The 18,217-nt window shown below is 72.9% G+C and carries 16 protein-coding genes; 11 read left to right on the forward strand and 5 right to left on the reverse strand.

Going from position 1 to position 18,217, the window contains the following annotated elements; genetic code table 11:
• The first annotated feature begins 23 nt into the window (after positions 1-23).
• Genes ACWCHM_RS04880 through ACWCHM_RS04895 form a run of 4 tightly spaced genes read left to right on the forward strand, consistent with a single transcriptional unit; the run spans position 24 to position 2,565 of the window.
• A complete protein-coding gene (locus tag ACWCHM_RS04880) occupies positions 24-377 on the forward strand; it encodes a globin (protein ID WP_454221603.1) in 354 nt (117 codons plus the stop codon).
• The gene (locus ACWCHM_RS04885; protein ID WP_454221604.1) at positions 374-1,447 is read left to right on the forward strand and encodes an FAD-binding oxidoreductase; all 1,074 of its coding nucleotides are present in this window, start codon (positions 374-376) and stop codon (positions 1,445-1,447) included. The genes ACWCHM_RS04880 and ACWCHM_RS04885 overlap by 4 nt, the downstream gene beginning before the upstream one ends.
• Positions 1,448-1,466: 19 nt before the next feature.
• The gene (locus tag ACWCHM_RS04890) at positions 1,467-1,985 is read left to right on the forward strand and encodes a helix-turn-helix domain-containing protein (RefSeq protein ID WP_454221605.1); all 519 of its coding nucleotides are present in this window, start codon (positions 1,467-1,469) and stop codon (positions 1,983-1,985) included.
• A gap of 10 nt (positions 1,986-1,995) precedes the next feature.
• Positions 1,996-2,565, forward strand: coding sequence for a PIN domain-containing protein (locus ACWCHM_RS04895; protein ID WP_454221606.1), 570 nt, complete (start codon positions 1,996-1,998; stop codon positions 2,563-2,565).
• Between the two features lie 43 nt (positions 2,566-2,608).
• Here ACWCHM_RS04895 and ACWCHM_RS04900 read toward each other — a convergent pair whose 3' ends face one another.
• Complete coding sequence (locus tag ACWCHM_RS04900) at positions 2,609-3,442, reverse strand: exonuclease domain-containing protein (protein WP_454221607.1); 834 nt, start codon at positions 3,440-3,442, stop codon at positions 2,609-2,611.
• Between the two features lie 361 nt (positions 3,443-3,803).
• Here ACWCHM_RS04900 and ACWCHM_RS04905 point away from each other — a divergent pair, with 361 nt between their 5' ends.
• From ACWCHM_RS04905 to ACWCHM_RS04920, 4 genes are all read left to right on the forward strand, one after another.
• Positions 3,804-7,799: an Eco57I restriction-modification methylase domain-containing protein gene (locus ACWCHM_RS04905; RefSeq protein ID WP_454221608.1), complete on the forward strand. Its 3,996-nt coding sequence runs from the start codon at positions 3,804-3,806 to the stop codon at positions 7,797-7,799.
• Positions 7,800-7,917: 118 nt separating this feature from the next.
• Entirely contained in the window at positions 7,918-9,999 is a 2,082-nt protein-coding gene (locus tag ACWCHM_RS04910) for an AAA family ATPase (RefSeq protein WP_454221609.1), read from the forward strand.
• On the forward strand, positions 9,996-11,183 hold the full coding sequence (locus ACWCHM_RS04915; RefSeq protein ID WP_454221610.1) for an McrC family protein: 1,188 nt from the start codon (positions 9,996-9,998) through the stop codon (positions 11,181-11,183). The genes ACWCHM_RS04910 and ACWCHM_RS04915 overlap by 4 nt, the downstream gene beginning before the upstream one ends.
• A gap of 50 nt (positions 11,184-11,233) precedes the next feature.
• Positions 11,234-11,587 (forward strand): DUF2203 domain-containing protein, encoded by a 354-nt coding sequence (locus ACWCHM_RS04920; protein WP_204959314.1) that lies wholly within the window; start codon positions 11,234-11,236, stop codon positions 11,585-11,587.
• 201 nt (positions 11,588-11,788) lie between these two features.
• Here ACWCHM_RS04920 and ACWCHM_RS04925 read toward each other — a convergent pair whose 3' ends face one another.
• From ACWCHM_RS04925 to ACWCHM_RS04935, 3 genes are read right to left on the reverse strand one after another with little or no spacing between them, the layout of a single operon-like run.
• Positions 11,789-12,736 (reverse strand): threonine ammonia-lyase, encoded by a 948-nt coding sequence (locus tag ACWCHM_RS04925; protein ID WP_454221611.1) that lies wholly within the window; start codon positions 12,734-12,736, stop codon positions 11,789-11,791.
• 44 nt (positions 12,737-12,780) lie between these two features.
• A complete protein-coding gene (locus tag ACWCHM_RS04930; RefSeq protein WP_454221612.1) occupies positions 12,781-13,488 on the reverse strand; it encodes a class F sortase in 708 nt (235 codons plus the stop codon).
• The gene (locus ACWCHM_RS04935; RefSeq protein ID WP_454221613.1) at positions 13,485-14,348 is read right to left on the reverse strand and encodes a DUF4397 domain-containing protein; all 864 of its coding nucleotides are present in this window, start codon (positions 14,346-14,348) and stop codon (positions 13,485-13,487) included. Before ACWCHM_RS04935 ends, ACWCHM_RS04930 begins: the two co-directional genes overlap by 4 nt.
• Before the next feature lie 147 nt (positions 14,349-14,495).
• Between ACWCHM_RS04935 and ACWCHM_RS04940 the strand changes: the two genes are divergently transcribed.
• The 3 genes from ACWCHM_RS04940 (at position 14,496) to ACWCHM_RS04950 (ending at position 16,494) form a co-directional block, all read left to right on the forward strand.
• Positions 14,496-14,990 carry a GNAT family N-acetyltransferase gene (locus ACWCHM_RS04940; RefSeq protein ID WP_307821261.1) on the forward strand — a complete coding sequence of 165 codons (495 nt, stop codon included), beginning with the start codon at positions 14,496-14,498 and terminating at the stop codon, positions 14,988-14,990.
• Between the two features lie 3 nt (positions 14,991-14,993).
• Positions 14,994-15,542, forward strand: a complete 549-nt coding sequence (locus ACWCHM_RS04945; RefSeq protein ID WP_204959311.1) for a GNAT family N-acetyltransferase — start codon at positions 14,994-14,996, stop codon at positions 15,540-15,542.
• A 148-nt stretch (positions 15,543-15,690) separates the two neighbouring features.
• Positions 15,691-16,494: an SGNH/GDSL hydrolase family protein gene (locus ACWCHM_RS04950; protein WP_204959310.1), complete on the forward strand. Its 804-nt coding sequence runs from the start codon at positions 15,691-15,693 to the stop codon at positions 16,492-16,494.
• Between the two features lie 1,135 nt (positions 16,495-17,629).
• Here ACWCHM_RS04950 and ACWCHM_RS04955 read toward each other — a convergent pair.
• Positions 17,630-18,139, reverse strand: a complete 510-nt coding sequence (locus ACWCHM_RS04955; protein ID WP_454221614.1) for a glutathione peroxidase — start codon at positions 18,137-18,139, stop codon at positions 17,630-17,632.
• Positions 18,140-18,217 lie beyond the last annotated feature (78 nt).

Raw genomic sequence — 18,217 nt, forward strand, 5'->3', positions numbered from 1 at the left:
GACGACTTCACCTGGATCCGGGCGTGACCGGGCTCGGGCCGTACCCCCTGGAAGCGCTCGGGTCGGCGGGGGTGCGCGACGCGGTGGCCCGGTGGCTGCGGCTGGTGGCGGCGGACGCCGAGCTGGCGCCGTACCTCATCGGGGTTGATCGGGTCCGGCTCGCCGGACACCTGGCGCTGATTCTCACGGTGGCGCTCGGCGGGCCGGCGGGGGACATCGCCCGGCCGGCGGCCGGGGCGTGGCGCGGCCTGGGCCTGACCGAGGAGCAGCACTGCCGGGTGGTCGACTACCTGGCCGGGGTGTTGTGGGCGCTGGACGTGCCGGCCGGCGCGGTGGACGCGGCCCGGCGGGCCTTCGCCGACGAGGCCGGCGCGTGACCGCCGCCCTGGCCGCGTCGTGGTCCACCACCCTGCGGTACGCCCGCGCGGCGGCCGACGACTTCTGGTGCGCGGTCGAGGAGCGCTGCCCGGGGCGGCTGCCGGAGCGGGAGGCGGCCGTGTTCCTCGCCGCGCTGGGGCGGCTCGCCAGCGGCGGCGACGACCCGGCCGGGCGGGCGGCGCTGCTGGCCGTGCTCGGCCACGCCTACCGCCGCTACCGCCTGCTGCCGCACCAGGTGGCCGTCGAGGCCGCGCTCACCGCCACCGTCGGCCGGCACGCGCCCGGGACGCCGGAGCTGGCGGCGGCCTGGGCGGTGGCCGCCCGGCGGGCGTCGGCGGCGGTGACCCCCGCCGTCGCCCGGGCCGGTGGTGGCCCGGCCTGGTGGCCGGCCGAGGTGATCGACCACGACCGGCCCGCCGACGGCGTCGCCATCCTGACCGTACGCCCCTGGCGACGCCTGCCGTTCCGCCCTGGCCAGGCGGTGCCGGTCTGCACCGGGCGCTGGCCCGGCCGGTGGCGCTGGTATTCACCGGCTAACGCCCCGCGCCCCGACGGCACCGTCGAACTGCATGTCCGGGCGGTCGCCGCAGTCTCCCGCGCGCTGGTCCACGCGGTACGCCCCGGCGACCCGCTCTGGCTCGGCCCACCACACGACGTCGGGCTGGGCCTCGACCCGACCTCGCGGGCGGACCTGCTGCTGGTGGCCGGGGGCACCGGCCTCGCGCCGCTGCGCGCCCTCGTCGAGCAGGTCGCCGCCGCACCGGCCGGGCGGCGGGTGACCCTGGTCGTCGGCGCACGCACCTTCGCCGACCTGCATGACGCGATCAGCCTCGACAAGCTCCAGTGCGCCCACGACTGGCTCACCCTGGTGCCGGCGTTCTCGCACGATCCGCTGGCCGGGGCGGGGGAGCGGGGCGACGCGTTGACCGTGGCGCTGGACCATTACCGGCCGGGGCAGGAGGTCCACCTGTGCGGGCCGCCGCCGATGCTGGCCGGGTCGCGGCTGCGGCTGCTCGCCGCCGGGGTGCCGGCCGACCGCATCCACCTGCCGACCGGGCCTGTCGGCTAACCCTATCGTTTTTTTCGCTTTGGCGGGTATCGTGGTGGCGGGATCGATGACGCCGGAGGGTCTTGTGACGGTGGTACCAGCAGGCGGATCGGCGCCCAACGGTGACGAGTTGCGGCGCTTCGCCCGGCGGTCGCTGCGGGGGCGGCGGCTGCAACTGATCGTCGACGGCGGAGAACCGGTCGACGTGCCGCCCGTGGTGGGTGAGGCCCTCGCCGAAGTCGTGTCGATCCTCGGTCGCGGGCGGCCGGTGCGGGTGATGGCGGAGAACGTCGAGCTGTCGACCGGGGAGGCCGCCGCGATCCTGGGCGTGACCCGCCCGACGGTGGTCAAGCTGATGAACGACGGGGTGCTGCCCTACACCCGCCCCAACTCCAGCCGCCGCGTCGCGTTGCACGACGTGCTGGCCTACAAGGAACGCCGGTCGAGAGCGCGCCGTGAGGCCCTGGACGAGTTGACGGCGGACGCAATCGACATGGGCGTCTATGACGAAGCGATCCGGCGCGGTCGCCAGCAGTCAGCCGACCAGCCGGACGAGTGACCGACCGCTGATGATCGTTGCCGTGCTGGACGCCTGCGTCCTCGTGCCCAGCGTCCTCGCCGACACCCTGCTGCGCTGCGCCGAGCAGGACCTGTACCGTCCGCTCTGGACGCGGGCAATCCTCGACGAGGTTCGCCGGAACCTGCCGCCGTCGGTGCCCGGTGCCAAGGCCGAACGCAGGGTCGAGGTCATGCGAGAACACTTCCCAACCGCGATGGTCGCGGGCTATGAGCACCTCGTCGCCGAAATGACCAACGATCCCAAGGACCGCCATGTGCTCGCCGCCGCCGTGGCCGCCGACGCGGAGGTGATCGTCACCGCCAACCTTCGCGACTTCCCGGACCACGCGCTCGCACCGTACGCCATTGAGGCGCTGCACCCGGACGACTTCCTCTGCCTGCTGCTGGACGATGACCCGGAACGAATCGCGGACATCATCGTGCAGCAGGCAGAGGCCACCGGGAGAGGTGGACGGCCGAAGCTCAGCGTGGACGACGTCTTGAACGGCCTGGCCGGTTGCCGGGCGATCCGGTTCGCGCACCGGGTCTCTCTTCAACTGGCCGAAGGTAGTTGGCCCTGACCTGTTTCGATTCGGTGCGGACTGGCGGCTGAGAAGGGGTGGCCTATCGGCGTCGCCTGGTCTCCAGCGGCCATTCCAGGCTGACCCGCTCGTCGCGGCCCTGCCGGTCGAAGTACGCCTGGAGCTTGCGCTTCTGCGCGGCGTACCAGGTGACCTGCGCCCGGTGGAGGTCGTCGGGGAGCATCCGGGCGATGCGTTCGTGCCGGGCCGCGATCGACAGCGCCATCCCGACGGCGGCGCGGGCGTCGCTCGTGGCGTCATGGGCGGAGCTGAGCTGCACCTCGTAGTACCGGCACAGGTCACCGAGCTTCTGGCTGCCGTACCAGCGGGGTTCGACCTCCTGGTGCAGGATCGAGGGGTCGACGATGACGGCGCGGTCCCAGTCCAGCGCCGGCAGGGCGTGCCGGGCCAGTTCGGCGTGCAACGTCGTGACGTCGAAGTGGGCGCAGAAGGCGACGAGCGGCGTCCCGTCGGCGATCACCTTCCCGACGGCCGCGCCCAGCTCTGCCAGCGCCTCCCCGGCCGGTCGTCCGGTGCTACGCACCATCTCGTCGGTGATCCCGTGGATCTCGGTGGTGCGGGGTGGGATCGGCACGCCCGGATTGATGAGCCACCGTGCGGTCGTGCCGTCGGAGTACACCAGCGCGGCGGAGACGATCCGGGCGTCCAACGGCTCGTTGTCGGTGGTCTCGATGTCGAAGCCCACCACCGGCAGGTCGTGCCACCCGTGGTGGGTGCCCGGCGGCGGGGCGGTCACGACCGGGGCGCAGCCGTCGTGGTAGGTGATCCAGCCGGCCCCGCTCCTGATCAGCTGTCCGGCCCCGGCCTGCACCCGTCGTCGGCACGTGCCGCAGTTGCCGGCGAATCTGTTGATCACGTTGTGGACTCCTGGTTCGGTCGAGCGGATGCACCCGTACGTGCGGGCGTCGGGGACAAGGCGCGTAAGGGCCGCGCGCCCCAAGATCCTGGATCATGGTGCGCGTTGCCGGCACCCGCCACGCGGGGCCGACCGGTGGCCAATGTGGACTGTCGCTGGCGGCCCTTCGTCGGGTCCCGCCTGGCGGGCGGCCCCGTCCCGCAGCGACGCGGTCAGCTCCGGTGACGACAAGGCGACAACCGGTCGCCCCCTGCGGCCTTGTAGGCATGCAGGTGGATCTATAGGCTCGGTTCGACACCCCGAGTGATCATTTCGTTGCCGGGTGTCAGCTCTGGGTTCTGCCGGCCTGGGGAGGGCGGACATGGCACTGTCGTATCCGGCCGTGCAGGTGGTCGGGGGCCTGCTGCCCGGCGGCGTGGTACAGCGCATCGGCGAGGGCGATCCCGACGTCCCCGGCATCGACCCGGCCTCCTACGACCTGGCCGCCAGCGAATCCGTGCGGCGGCTGGCCAATGCCAAATACCTCTACCTACGCGACACCTACCTCGACTTCACGAAACGGCGGACGCGCCGTTCGGCGTCGGTCGCGCGACTGACCCGCGACGAATGGCTCCGTCCGCTGCTGCGGGAGCTGCACTACGGCGACTACGAGCCGTTGGCCGGCGGCATCCCCGTCGAGGAACGGTCGTTCCCGGTCAGCCACTGGTGGCGGCGCACCGTGCCGATGCACCTGCTGCCGTGGCACGCCGAGCTCGACCGGCGGACCGGTCGGGCCGGCGGCCCGGCGGGCGCGGCACCGCACGCCATGGTCCAGCAACTGCTGAACCAGAGCGACAGGCACCTGTGGGCGGTGCTGTCCAACGGTCAACGGCTGCGCCTGCTGCGCGACTCGACCAGCCTCGTCGGGTCCTCGTACATCGAGTTCGACCTCCAGTCGATCTTCGAGGGCGAGCTGTTCCCCGACTTCGTGCTGCTCTTCCGCATGGCGCACGCGAGCCGGCTCAAGGTCCGCGACGAGGAGGTCGGGCCGCCGTCCTGCCTGCTGGAGCAGTGGCGGGCGTACGGCGCGAAGCAGGGCGAGCGGGCCCTCACCCGGCTGCGCGGCGGGGTCGAGGCCGCCCTGGAAATCCTCGGCACCGGCTTCCTCGACCACCCGGCCAACCAGCACCTGCGCGACGTCATCGGCACCGAACTGTCGCTGGGCGACTTCAAGCGCTCGCTGCTCCGGCTGATCTACAAGCTGCTCTTCTGGATGGTCGTCGAGGACCGCGACCTGCTGCTCGACCCGGCAGCCGACCAGGTCGCGCACCGGCACTACGACACCTACCTGTCGTCGCAGCGGCTGCGCCGGCTCGCGATGGTCCGCCGCTACTCCCGCCACGGCGACCTGTGGCAGAGCGTCAAACTCGTGTTCCGCATTCTCGGCTCGGAAACCGGCTCCCGCACCGTCGGCCTGCCCGGCATCGGCGGGATCTTCGAGCACAGCGTCCTGGACGACCCGCTCTGCGGCGCGGAACTGACCAACGCCGCGCTGCTCCAGGCGGTCGAGGCGCTGAGCGTGCTGGCCAGGCGTCGCGGCGGCCGGCAACTCGTCGACTTCCGGCACCTCGGGGCCGAGGAACTGGGCAGCGTCTACGAGGCCCTCCTCGAACTGCACCCGCACTGGGACGCCACCCGCAGGCGATTCCACTTCTCCCGGCTCAACGGCAGCGACCGCAAGCGCAGCGGCAGCTACTACACCCCGACCACACTGGTCGACAGCCTCCTCGACGGCACGCTGGAGCCGCTGCTCGACGAGGCGTGCGACAAGCCGACCCGGGCCGAACGGGAGGCGGCCCTGCTCGCCATCACCATCTGCGACCCGGCCGTCGGGTCCGGGCACTTCCTCATCGCCGCCGCCCGGCGGCTCGCCAAACGGCTGGCCGCCGAGCAGACCGACGAGCCGGAACCCGGCGTCGACGCCGTCCGGGCCGCGCTGCGCACCGTCGTCAGCCGGTGCTGCTACGGCGTCGACCTCAACGAGATGGCCGCCGAACTGGCCAAGGTGTCGCTCTGGCTGGAAGCGGTCGAACCCGGCAAGCCGCTCGGCTATCTCGACGCCAACATCCGGGTCGGCAACTCCCTGCTCGGCGCGACGCCGGCCATGCTGCGCGGTGGCGTCCCGGATTCGGCCTTCGCCGCCCTCGACGGCGACGACCGCACGGTCGTCACCGCGCTCCGCAAGCAGAACGCCGCCGAACGGCGCGGCCAGCGGCCCCTTGGCGACACCGGGGGCGTCAACCTCGACCTCGCCGAGGAGGCGCGGGCGATCGCCCACCTGGCCCCCTGCGAGTCACTGGCCGACGTGCACGTCCAGGCCAAACGCGCCGCGTCGCTGGACGAGGAACGCGCGCACAAGCGGCTGCTCGCCGACGCCTGGTGCGCGGCGTTCGTCGGGCCGAAAACCGAACGCACCCGCCCGTACGCGATCACCGAGGGGATGCGGGAACGACTGGCCGAGGGAGAACAGGGCGGCGCGGTCGACGCGGCCCGCCAGATCGTGGCGACGATGAGCCGGCAGTACCGCTTCTTCCACTGGCACATCGAGTTCCCGCACATCTTCCCCGTCCCACCCGACGGCGTCGGCGTCGACCCGGCGACCGGCTGGACCGGCGGCTTCTCCTGCATCCTCACCAACCCGCCCTGGGAGAAGATCGAACTCAAGCAGGAGGAGTTCTTCGCCGGCCGCGACCAGGGGATCGCCGGGGCGCAGCACGCCGCCGCCCGCCGCGAACTCGTCCGAGCCCTGCGGACGACCGGCCAGGAGCTCCACGGCGAGCTGCTCACCGCGCAACGCGAGGTGAGCGGAGTGAGCCACCTCATCCGCGCCTCGGGCAGATACCCGCTCACCGGTGCCGGCCGACTCAACACGTACGTCGTGTTCGCCGAAGCCGCGCGGGCCGTCGCCGCGCCGAACAGCATGCTCGGGATGATCCTGCCCACCGGGATCGCGACCGACGCGACCACCCAGGCCTTCTTCAAGGATGTGGTGAGCGGCGGGAGCCTCGTGTCGCTCCACGACTTCGAAAATGAGGAGAAGCTCTTCGCGAACGTGCACCACGCCCTCCGCTTCGCCCTGTTGACGATGGCCGGGCCCCCGCGAACCGCGCCCACGGCCTCGCTGGCTTTCCGGGCCCGGAAGGTCGCGGACCTCGCGTCCCGGGCCTACCGATTGACGCCCGGCGAGATCGAACTGCTCAACCCCAATACCGGCACCTGCCCGGTCTTCCTGTCCCGTCGGGACGCCGAGATCACCCTCGACATCTACCGTCGCGTGCCCGTGCTCTGGCGGGAGGACGACCCCGACGGCAACCGGTGGGGACTCTGGCTGCGTCAGGGCCTGTTCAACATGGCCACCGACTCGGCCTTGTTCCACACCTTCGACCGACTCGTCGAAGCGGGCTGGCGGCTCGACCGCAACGTCTTCGTCCGGAGCGGGGAGCGGATGCTGCCCCTGCACGAGGCGAAGATGGTGCACCACTTCGACCACCGGCTCGGCACGTACGCGGGGGCCACGCAAGCCCAGCTCAACGTCGGCACGCTGCCCAGGCTCGGCGACGAGGCCCACCGGGACCCGACGGCGACCGTGCTGCCGCGCTACTGGGTTGCCGAACAGGACGTGGCGGACCGGCTCGGACAGCGGTGGCCGCGCGGCTGGCTGCTCGGCTGGCGGGACATCTGCCGCAGCACCGACGAACGTTCGCTGATCCCGGCGGTCATTCCGCGAGCAGGCGTCGGCCACAAGTTTCCGCTGATGTTCCCCGCCGCCGCCTCCGCAGCCTGCCTGCATGCCAACCTCAGCGCGATGGTGGCCGACTACGTGACACGGCAGAAGCTCTCCGGCACCTCGCTGGCGTACTTCGTCGTCAAGCAGTTGCCGGTGATGCCGCCGGAGAGCTACGAGCAGCCGGTGCCGTGGGAGCCGGCCGCGCCCAACCTGGCGGCCTGGATCACCGCCCGGGTGCTGGAGCTGACCTACACCGCCGACGACCTCACGCCATACGCCCGCGACCTGGGCGACGACGGACCACCGTTCGTCTGGGACCCGCAGCGGCGGGAGCTGATCCGCGCCGAGCTGGACGCGGCCTACTTCCAGCTCTACGGCCTCGCCCGCGACGAGGTCGAGCACGTCCTGGACTCCTTCACGGTGTTCCGGCAACGTGAGGAGCGGACGCACGGCGAGTACCGGACGAAGCATCTGATCCTTGACCGGTACGACGCCATGACCCGCACCATCCGGTCGGGCCAGCCCTTCGTGTCCCCGCTGGCACCCGCTCCCGGGCACGGACCGCGTCATCCGGTGGCCGGTGTCGCCTGACCGTTCACCTGCCCGCCCAGACCCACCACCGCGCGACGCCGGACACCCGTAGCTCCCTCGTGTCCACGGACCGTAGGGTGTCGTGATCGCCGATCGCCGCCTCCGAAAGGTCAGCGTGATGTCAGAGACGATCCGGAACGGGCTGCTGGTGCGCACCTGTCTGGAGGTGCTGAGCGACAACGGCGGTCGGATGCACGGCCGGGAGGTGCTCGACGAGGTCGCCAAACGGATCGACCTGACCGAGGTCGAACGGAAACCGCACAAGAACGGCGTGCCCGCCTGGAACGTGGCGGCCAGGTTCCACACCGGAGACGCCGCGACGGCCGGCTGGCTGGTGAAACGGGACGGCCTGTGGTGGATCACCGAAGCGGGCCGGAAGGCCCTCGACACCTATCCGACCCCCGAAGACCTCTACGCCGAGATCGGTCGCCGGTACCGCGAGGTGTACCGGAACCGCAAGCTGGCCCGCAAGAAGTACGAGAGCAGACTGCACACCCTCGCCAGCGCACTCGAACTCGTCCCCTCCGGCTCCTGGACCGCCTACGACGACCTCGCCGACCTCGTCGACGGCTCGGCCGACGACATCGCCCACCTGCTCGCCGAGACCTACGTCGAGAACTCGCACCGGGTCCTCCAGGCCGACGGCCAGGTGCCGCTGGCGATGCACCAACACGTCAAGCACCGGGGCAACGACCTTCGTGCCCAGCTGGCCGAGGAGGGGGTCGAGTTCGAGGGCCGGCACGCCAACGCCGCACAGCGGATTACCGCCGACTTCCTGTGGGAGCGGCTGACGGAGGCCGAGACGATGGGACTGGAGAGTGCCCCCCGCCGGGCCTGGTTGGTGCGCGGCTCGAACGTCGATGGCGTGGACCTCGTACCGGACTGGCTGGCCCGGGGCTGGGTGTCGCTCGCCGCCTCACAGCTACCCGAGCTGGACGACGAGGTGGACGCGCAGCGCCTCCAGCAGGTCGTCGAGGAGGAGTACCGACACAAGAGCTACTCGGTCCGCGAGAAGCTGTTCGGCTACTTCAGCGCGTTCCTGCGCAAGATGCGGCCCGGGGACTACCTGATGACCATGCACCGGGGCGAGGTCTATCTCGGTCACGTCGACGGGTCCGCCTACTTCGTCGAGTCGCCGGACCGGCGATCCAACCTGCGTCGCCCGGCCCGCTGGCTCAACGTGGGATCGCCCCGCGACCTCACCGACCTGGTCGGGCCGCTGCCCACCCTGACGCAGAGTCAGGACGACCTGATCGACCTGACCGACGCCCTCGACGCGCTGGACCGGCTCTTCGCGGACCTGGTGCCCGAGCAGCCGAGGGTCGAACCTGCCCCGGAGGCCCGGCTGGCAGACGTGACCCCGCAGACCGCCGCCGAGGTGCTCACCGACATCGGGTGGCTGACCGATCTGCGTGACCTGCTCGCCGAGCGGCGACAGGTGATCCTCTACGGGCCGCCGGGGACCGGCAAGACATACCTGGCCCAGAAGTTGGCCGCCCGGCTGACCGAGCCGCACGCCGTGCAGCTGATCCAGTTCCACCCCTCCTACACCTACGAGGACTTCTTCGAGGGCTTCCGACCGGAAAGCGGCGACGACGGGACGCTGCGGTTCAAGCTCACCTCCGGTCCACTGCGCCAGCTCGCCGACGAAGCCCGGGAACACCCCTCCACCGCCTACATCCTGATCATCGACGAGATCAACCGGGGTAATCTCGCGAAGATCTTCGGCGAGCTGTACTTCCTGCTCGAATACCGCGACCAGCGCATCCGGTTGCAGTATTCGGCCGGGGACTTCACCCTGCCGACGAACCTCTACGTCATCGGCACCATGAACACCGCCGACCGGTCCGTCGCCCTGGTCGACGCGGCGATGCGACGTCGCTTCGCGTTCGTCGAGTTGCATCCGACGAAGCCCCCGGTCGCCGGCCTGCTGCGCCGCTGGCTGGACCGGGAGGGCCTGGACTCGGACGCGCCGGACCTGCTCGACGCGCTCAACGGGCGGCTCGCCGACGCCGACTACGCGGTCGGCCCGTCGCACCTCATGCGGGAGTCGGTGCACACCAGACCCGACGGGCTGGACCGGGTGTGGCGGCACGACATCCTGCCGCTGCTCGTCGAGCACCACTACGCGGACGATATCGACGTCGAGCAGCGGTACGGCCTCGACGCGTTGCGCGAGTCACTGCCGCCCCGGCCATGACGCTGGTCCAGCTCCGCGAGGCCGGCCCCGCCGTGCAGGTGCGCCTCGACGCCGACGAGGCCCGCCGGCTGGCCGTGGCCGGTGTCGTCGACGTGCGGCCCGGACCGGCTGCCGGGCTGTGGACCGTACGCGCCGGCAGGAAGGTCGGTGCGGCCCGGATCGGCACCGTCGAGCTGCACATCGAGCCCAAGGTGCCGATCGAACGACTGCTGTTCCTCGTCGGCTACGCCCGCAACCCGACGGGCTGGCGCGACGAGACCGTACCGTTGGCCGCCCACGCGGGGCTGGTGCCGGCACTGGCGGCTGCCCTGTGGCGGCAGACCGACCGGGCGCTGCGTCAGGGGCTGCTCCAGGGTTACCGGACGGTCGACGACACCTCCCCGGTGCTGCGCGGTCGTCTCCGCGAGACCGCACAACTGAGTCGGCGGCCGGGCCTGCCCCTGCCGTTGGAGATCCGCCACGACGAGTACACGGTCGACATCCCGGAGAACCGCATTCTCGCCACCGCGATCGACCGGATGCTGCGCGTGCCCGGGATCGACGCCGTCTCCCGGCGGATGCTCCGACACCTCGCCGCGCGGCTGGCCGGCATCCCCCGGCTGCGACCCGGGGAGCCCGCGCCGCAGTGGCGTCGGACGCGGCTCAACGAACGGCTGGTCATCGCGCTCCGGCTCGCCGAACTGGTGCTCGCCGGCACCTCCATCGAGGCTGGCCGGGGTGGCGTTCTGTCCAACGCCTTCCTACTCGACATGTGGCGGGTGTACGAGGACTTCCTCTCGGCCGCCCTCCGTACGGCGATCGTGTCCACACACGGCGGCGTGGTCAGCTTCCAGGCACGTCACCACCTGGACGACCGGGACCGCCTGGAACTGCGGCCGGACATCGTATGGCGGCGGAGCCGGGCCGAGGTGGGCGCGGTGGTCGATGCCAAGTACAAGGCCGACACCGCCCGCGAGGACGTCTACCAGATGCTCGCCTACTGCGTCGCCTACCGGCTGTCTCGCGGGCACCTGGTCTACGCCCTCGGTGCGCACCCACCGACCCGGCACGTCGTACGCAACGCCGGGATCGAGATCGTCTGCCACGCACTCGACCTGGCCGCCGACCCATCGGCGCTCCTGGCTCACATCCGGGTCCTGGCTGACGAGGTCACCCGAGGAAGCTCCGGCCCGGAAGTCGACTGAGGCCGGCGGACGGGTCGGTGCGGATCACGCGGGTGCCCCATACTGGCCCCGTGTTCACTCTCGCCCAGGCGCGGTACCTGGTCGCCACCCTGCATCCCCGCATCCACGAGCTGATCGCCATCCGGGCCGACCTGGCCGAGCTGCGGGCCGACCTGGCCGGCTCGGGAATGTCGGCGCTGGGCGGCCGGGCCGAGGTCAAGGCCCTGGAGGCCCGGCTGCACGGCGTGCTGGAGGAGCTGAACTCGCACGACATCCAGGTCAAGGGGATCGCCCCGGTGCTGCTCGACTTCCCCGGCGAGCACGAGGGCCGGGCGGTGCTCTGGTGCTGGCTGGAGGGCGACCCCGACGTGCGCTGGTACCACCGCGTCGAGTGCGGCTTCGCCGGCCGCCGCCCCCTCCGCTAACCCCACCCCCCCACCCCACCCCACCCCCCCCACCCCCCCCACCCCACCCCCCCCACCCCACCCCCGAGTCGATCATGGAGTTGTGGTGGGCGCAAAAGGGTGCATATGAATGCGAGTCCGGCACCACAAGTCCAAGATCGCGCGACGGGTCCGGCGGGGGCCGCGCGACGGGTCTGGCGAGGGCTGGGCGGGGGTGGGGGGTCAGGGCAGGGTGGACAGGTGGGTGGGGGAGACGTTGCCGCCGCTGAGGACCAGGATCGTGCGGGTGCCCGGGGTGGCGGTCACCCGGCCGGTGCGCAGTGCGGCGAGGGTGACCGCGGCCGCCGGTTCGAGCAGCAGCCTGGTGGCCGCCATCAGGTCCCACCAGGCGGCTCGGATGTCCGCCTCGGTGACCTCCACCAGGTCGTCCACCAGGTCCCGGACGTGGGCCAGGGTGAGCCGGCCGGCGAACGGGGCGGCCAGCCCGTCGGCCATCGAGACCGGCCGGATCGCCGGGGTCCCGCCGCCGGTACGCAGCGCGTGGCCGACGACGTTGGCGGTGGCCGGCTCGACGCCGACGATCCGGGCGGACGGGACGGCGGCCCGGACGGCGGCGGCCACCCCGCTGATCAGTCCGCCGCCGCCGACCGGGACCAGTACCAGGCCCGGCGGTGGACCGTCGGCGAGCAGTTCCCGCCCCAGGGTGGCCTGGCCGGCGATGACGTCCGGGTCGTCGAACGGCGGCAGCAGGTGGTAGCCGCGTTCGGCGGTGATCTGCTCGCAGGTGGCGAGCAGGTCGTCGGTGAGCACGACCTCCCCACCCCACCGGCGGACCGCTTCGATCTTGGTGGACACCGCGTGCGGGGGCATGCAGACGACGGTCGGCAGTCCGAACGTACGCCCGGCGAAGGCCACCGCCATGGCGTGGTTGCCGGCCGAGAAGGCGGTCAGCCCGGTGGGAGTCGCCTGTCGTTCGGTCAGGGCGAGGAGCGCGTTCAACGCGCCCCGGACCTTGAAGCTGCCGGTGTGCTGGAGGTTCTCCGCCTTCACCGCGACGTCGAGCGCGAACTCGTCGCCGAGTTGCGGGCAGGGCAGGAGCGGGGTCCGCACGATCCGCCCGGCGAGCCGGCGTTCGGCGGCCAGGACGTCGTCCACGCTGGTCAGTCGCACCGCCGGAGCCTAGCGGGGTATGCGGGGCCGTGCCGGTGGGCGGGTCAGTCGGCTGCGGACCGGGGGAGGGGGTCGACCGGCGGGTCGGCGACGGCGAAGACCACCACGTTGTCCCGGTAGTGGCCGACGCGCCTGTCGAAGTCGCCCCCGCAGGTGATCAGCCGTAGCTCCGGGCCGGGCGTCGGGCCGTACACGGTGGCGGTGGGGAAGGCGTCCTTGGGCGTACGCAGCGTGCCGGTGACCCGGAACGTCACCAGGCGGTCGCCCCGCCACACCTCGATCCGGTCGCCGGGGCGCAACTCGCCGAGGCGGGCGAAGACGGCCGGGCCGCGCCGCGAGTCCAGGTGACCGGCGATCACCGCCGGCCCCGGGTCGCCCGGCGTCGGGCCGCCGCCGTACCAGCCGGCCCGGGTGAAGTCCGCCGGGGGGACCAGGGCGCCGGCCCCGTCCAGCCCGAGGGCGGTGAGCGGGGAGTCGACGCCGATCCGCGCGACGCGTACCCGGGTGGGGGAGGCCCCGGTGGCGCGCGGGGTGCCGGCCCCGGTGGCGCAACCGGTTCCGCAGCCGGGCTGCCAGAATCCGGCTGCCGCGACCGGCCGGGGTGCTCCGCCCGGCCCGCCGAGGCCGGTGGCGGCGGTCAGCACGACGCCGACGCCGGCGGCGAGGCAGCACGCCGCGCCGGCCGCGACCAGGACGGTGGCCGGCGCGGGCCGGGCCCGGTGCCGGCGGACCGCGAAGCCGGGCCGGGTCACCAGACCGGTCGCCGCCGACGCCGCACCAGCACCGTCGTGCCCACCACCACGGCCCCCGCGAGCACCCCGCCGGCCATCATCGGGTACGCCCCGAGCCCGCCCCCGGCCAGCCCGCCGGCCCCCGCCGGCACCCCGCCCGCAGGTGCGGTCCCGCCGTCCCGGGCGTCCTCGCGCAGTTCGACTGTCAACCCGCCCTGTTTGCCGTCGAGCACCAGCAGCGAGTAGACCCGTCCCCCGGTGAGGGTCACCTCGGCCTCGGTGCCCGGCCCGCTGCCCCCACCGAGGCGCAGCCGCCAACGTCCCGGCTCGATCTGCCGGTAGTCGGTGGTGGTGGCGAACCGGACGGCGTCGGCGATGGCCGGCCCGTCGTCGGCGGCCACGTCGACCACCGGGGCGCGCACGGACGCCTGGACGACCCGCACCTTCGCCCGGCCGGCCGCCGGGGCGCTGAGGTCGTCGGCGAGCACCCGCAGGCCGAGGTCGGCGTACCGGCCCACCCCGGCCACCGTGTACGCCTCGCCCGCGCGCAGGGCCACTTCGGTGGTGAGCACCGGTGGTTCGCTGGCCGGGGCGCCGGCCTGCCGCATCGCCACCGCGTACCGGCCGACGGCCAGCGGCAGGTAACGGGAGACGACGCCGTAGCCGACGGCGGGGAAGACCTGCGGCGTCGCCGCGCCCGGGGCGGAGAGGTAGACGTCTACGGCCGGGGTGTCGGGGGAGAGGTGGGCGAGCCGGACGTAGCCGACGTCGCCGGCCGCCGCCCCGGCCGGCGTGCCGCCGACGGTGGCCAGTGCGGTGCCGAGCAGGAGGGTGCCGGCGGCGGCGAGCAGCCGGCGCGGCGCGGTACGGAGCTGGGGCATCTCGCCTCCGGGCGTGGTGTCGGTGCCGACCCTCAGCGTCCCGTGGACGGGACCCGATCGCAAGTTGGCCGGCCGTCGTGTCCTGTCGTTTCCGATCAGCCCGGTGCGGTCCGGGGGCCCGTCCCCGCCATCCGGTACCGTCCGTTCGTGATCAACGTTCGACGGGCCGTGGTCGCCGACGCCGGTGAGATCGTTCGCCTGCGTGGGGTGATGCTGGCCGACATCGACCACATGACGCCCGCCCCGGGACCCTGGCAGCAGGCGGCCCGGGAGGTGCTGCACCGGCGGCTGGCCGAGCCGGTCGACCTGATGGCGGTCTTCGTCGTCGACGACCCGGACCGGCCCGGTGCCCTGGCGGCCTGCGCGACCGGCACCATCGAGCAGCGACTCGGCGGCCCCGGCAACCCCGACGGCCTGACCGGGTACGTGTTCAACGTGGTCACCGAGCCGGTGCACAGGCGGCGCGGCTACTCCCGGGCCTGCCTGGAGGCGCTGCTCGACTGGTACCGGCAGCGCGGGGTCGGCAAGGTCGACCTGCGGGCCTCCACCGACGGGGAGCCGCTCTACCGGTCGTTGGGCTTCGTCGCCACCCCCGGGCCCACACTGCGGCTGAGCCTGCCCGTCACGGACCGGAGGAACTGACCGATGTTCGCGCTGGCGCTGACCGGGGACGCCGAGCTGCGCCCGCTCGCACCGTGGCAGGCCGAGGAGTTCCTGGCCCACCTGGACCGGGCCCGGGAACACATCGCCCCGTGGGTGGGTGCGTCCTTCGTGGCCACCGACCTGGAGTCGGCCCGCCGGGTGCTGCGCCGGTCCGCCGACAAGTGGGCCGACGACGCCGGGGGCATCTGGGGGATCTGGCTCGACGGCACCCTGGTCGGCGGGGTGCTGTTCGTGTCGTTCAGCACCGCGACCGGGGTTGCCGAGGCGGGCTGCTGGCTGGAGCCGGCCGCCGAAGGGCGGGGCCTGGTCACCCGGGCGGCGACCCGGATCGTGGATTGGGCGATCCGGGAACGCGGCATTCGCCGGGTCGAGTGGCGGACCAGCGTCGGCAACGTCCGCAGCATCGCGGTGGCCCGGCGGCTCGGCATGCGGCACGAGGGCACCCTGCGGCAGGTCGCCCTCGGGCCGGCGGGCCCGGTGGACATGGAGATCTGGGCGGTGCTGGCCGACGAGTGGCACCCGGCCCGCTGACCACGGTGGGCCGGCGGCCAGGGCGTCGCGCAGCGTCGGGGCCGGCGAACCCCTAGCTACCCCTGTTGCCCATCGACAACCTTCCCCAAACACATGATCGAGTGATATCTATCTCCCACCACCACTTCCCCACCCCCAGGAGTGCGACGTGCGGAGATCCCGACTCGTGACCCTCGCCGTGAGTCTCGCGGCGTCCATCGGCGTGACCCTCGGAGCGGCGGTTCCCGTCCAGGCCGCCCCCACCGACCGGTACGTGGCCCTCGGCGACTCGTACGCCTCGGGTGTCGGCGCCGGCAGCTACACCTCCGAGAGCGGTTCCTGCCAGCGCAGCACCAACGCGTACCCGGCGCTGTACAACACCAACATCAAGCCGGCATCGTACAAGTCGGTGGCCTGCTCCGGCGCGACCACCACCGACGTGGTCAACAGCCAGCTCTCCGCGCTCAGCTCCACCACCACCCTGGTCAGCGTCACCATCGGCGGCAACGACGTCGGCTTCACCTCGATCATGTCGACCTGCGTGCTCCAGGGGGAGACCCAGTGCATCGCGGCGGTGCAGGCCGCCGAGAACAAGGCCCGCGCGGAACTGCCCGCCAAACTCGCCACCGTCTACAACGGCATCAGGTCCCGCGCCCCGTCGGCCCGCGTGGTGGTCGTCGGCTACCCGGTCTTCTACCAGCTCGGCACGGTCTGCGTGGGGCTCAGCGCGAACTCCCGCACGAAGATCAACGAAGGTATCAACCTGATCGACGACATCACCCGTACCGCCGCCACCTCGGCCGGCTTCACGTTCGCCGACGTGCGGTCCATCTTCGTCGGCCACCAGCTGTGCAGCTACGGCGAGAAGTGGCTGCACGCGTTGAACTTCGCCAACCTCGGTGTCTCCTACCACCCGACGGCGGCCGGCCAGTCCGGCGGCTACTACCCGGTCTTCCGGTCCGCCGCCGGCTGACCTGACCCGCGTTCCCCGGCTCTACCGTGACCGCGTCGCCCTGTCCGGGGGCGGCGCGGTCACGGCCGCTTCCCGGATCGCCGGCTGCCGGTCCGGTCCGCAGGCCCCGCTGTGCGCCGCCCAGGGTCTGGCCGACGGCGACCCGGCGCGGCCGGTCCCTGCGTGGGCCGGTCACCACGCGGGGGTGGGCCGGCTTTCCGGGCGCGGCCGGGCTGCCGGTGACGGACGTCGAACGGGCCGACCCATGGATCTTCCGGGCCGGTGGATGCCAGCGGCCCGGCTGGACGCCGGCGTCGACCCTAGTCGTCGCGGACGCTTTAGAGCTGATGACGTTGACGACTCGCTGGTCGGTGCCCGTTTGTCGGTGCTCGTTTGTCGGTGCTCGGTGCTCGGTGCAGCCCTGAACCGTCGCTTCGGGCCGTTCGGGCCGTTCGGGCCGTTCGGGCCGTTCGGGCTGCTCGGGCTGCTCGGGCCGTTCGGGCTGCTCGGGCCCTTCAGGCTGTTCGGGCTGCTCGGGCCCTCCGGGTCGGGCGTGGTGGAGGCAGCCCCGGTCGCCCGCAGCGCGTGGGTGGTCGTCGGTACTGCACTGTCCGGCGGGATTCCCGGCCCGGCGGGTTGTCGTGATCGGCAGGTGACCACGTGGCGTGTTGCCGACCCGGAGCCGAAAAGGTGCTGCCCGGCGCGGGTCGCGGCCCGATCGCTGCTTCCGGTGCGAGGAGGTGACGTGACCCCGCCCGCCCTCTCCGCCGGGGTGATCCGTCGAGGTCGTCAGGTCGAAAGGGTGTGGAGGGACATAGCTGGTGGCGGGGCGGCCGTCTGCGGTGTGGGCGGTGCGCGGCCGGACCGACCGCCCCACCGGTCGACGCGGCGTCGGCGGCGTCCGGCGGGGAGGGGCGAGGCGACCGACGGAAGTCCAGCCGGCCGGCCGACGGGTGATCCGCGCCAGCCGACGGGGTGATCCGTTGATGTCGTCAGGTCGAAAGGCGCGGAGGGGCATCGGTGGCGGCGGGTGGTGCGCGTCACGGGCGGTGCTGGGTGGGCCGGGCCGCCGCCGGCCGGCGGCGGCCCAGCCGGCCCTCGGCCGAGGTGTCCCGGGTCGGACCGGTGGGCGGCGGGCCGCGGTGGGGGAGGGCTTTCAGCCGGGCAGGACCTTCTCGATGGCGGCCCGCAGCTCGGCCGAGTCCGGAGCGACAGTCGGCGCGAACCGGGCGGCGACCGTACCGTCCGGGGCGACCAGGAACTTCTCGAAGTTCCACCGGACGTCGCCGGTGTGCCCCTCGGCGTCGGGGGTGTCGACCAGCGCCGCGTAGAGCGGGTGGCGGGCCGGGCCGTTGACGTCGACCTTCTCGGTCAGCGGGAAGGTGACCCCGTAGTTGACCTGGCAGAACTCGCCGATCTCGGTGGCCGTGCCGGGTTCCTGCCCGGCGAACTGGTTGCACGGCACGCCGAGCACCACCAGGCCCCGGTCGGCGTACTCGGTGGCCAGCGCCTGGAGGCCGGCGTACTGCGGGGTGAGGCCGCAGCGGGAGGCCACGTTCACGACCAGCAGCGCCCGGCCCCGGTGGCCGGCCAGGTTGGCCGGGCCGCCGGCCAGGTTGGCCGGGCCGCCGGCCAGGGCGTCGATCTCGATGTCGAAGACGGTCATCCCGCGAGGTTAGCGCCCGGCCCCGCCGCCCAGCCCTCCCGCTGCCCGGCCCTCCCGCCGGTTCGCCGCCGCCGCGCC

This window comes from Micromonospora sp. SCSIO 07396 (assembly GCF_053667945.1).

Coding starts and splice junctions, on each gene's coding strand:
- ACWCHM_RS04895 (WP_454221606.1), top strand. CDS start 1,996: ATGATCGTTGCCGTGCTGGACGCCTGCGTCCTCGTGCCCAGCGTCCTC.
- ACWCHM_RS04905 (WP_454221608.1), top strand. CDS start 3,804: ATGGCACTGTCGTATCCGGCCGTGCAGGTGGTCGGGGGCCTGCTGCCC.
- ACWCHM_RS04910 (WP_454221609.1), top strand. CDS start 7,918: ATGTCAGAGACGATCCGGAACGGGCTGCTGGTGCGCACCTGTCTGGAG.
- ACWCHM_RS04915 (WP_454221610.1), top strand. CDS start 9,996: ATGACGCTGGTCCAGCTCCGCGAGGCCGGCCCCGCCGTGCAGGTGCGC.
- ACWCHM_RS04935 (WP_454221613.1), bottom strand. CDS start 14,348: ATGCCCCAGCTCCGTACCGCGCCGCGCCGGCTGCTCGCCGCCGCCGGC.
- ACWCHM_RS04945 (WP_204959311.1), top strand. CDS start 14,994: ATGTTCGCGCTGGCGCTGACCGGGGACGCCGAGCTGCGCCCGCTCGCA.
- ACWCHM_RS04955 (WP_454221614.1), bottom strand. CDS start 18,139: ATGACCGTCTTCGACATCGAGATCGACGCCCTGGCCGGCGGCCCGGCC.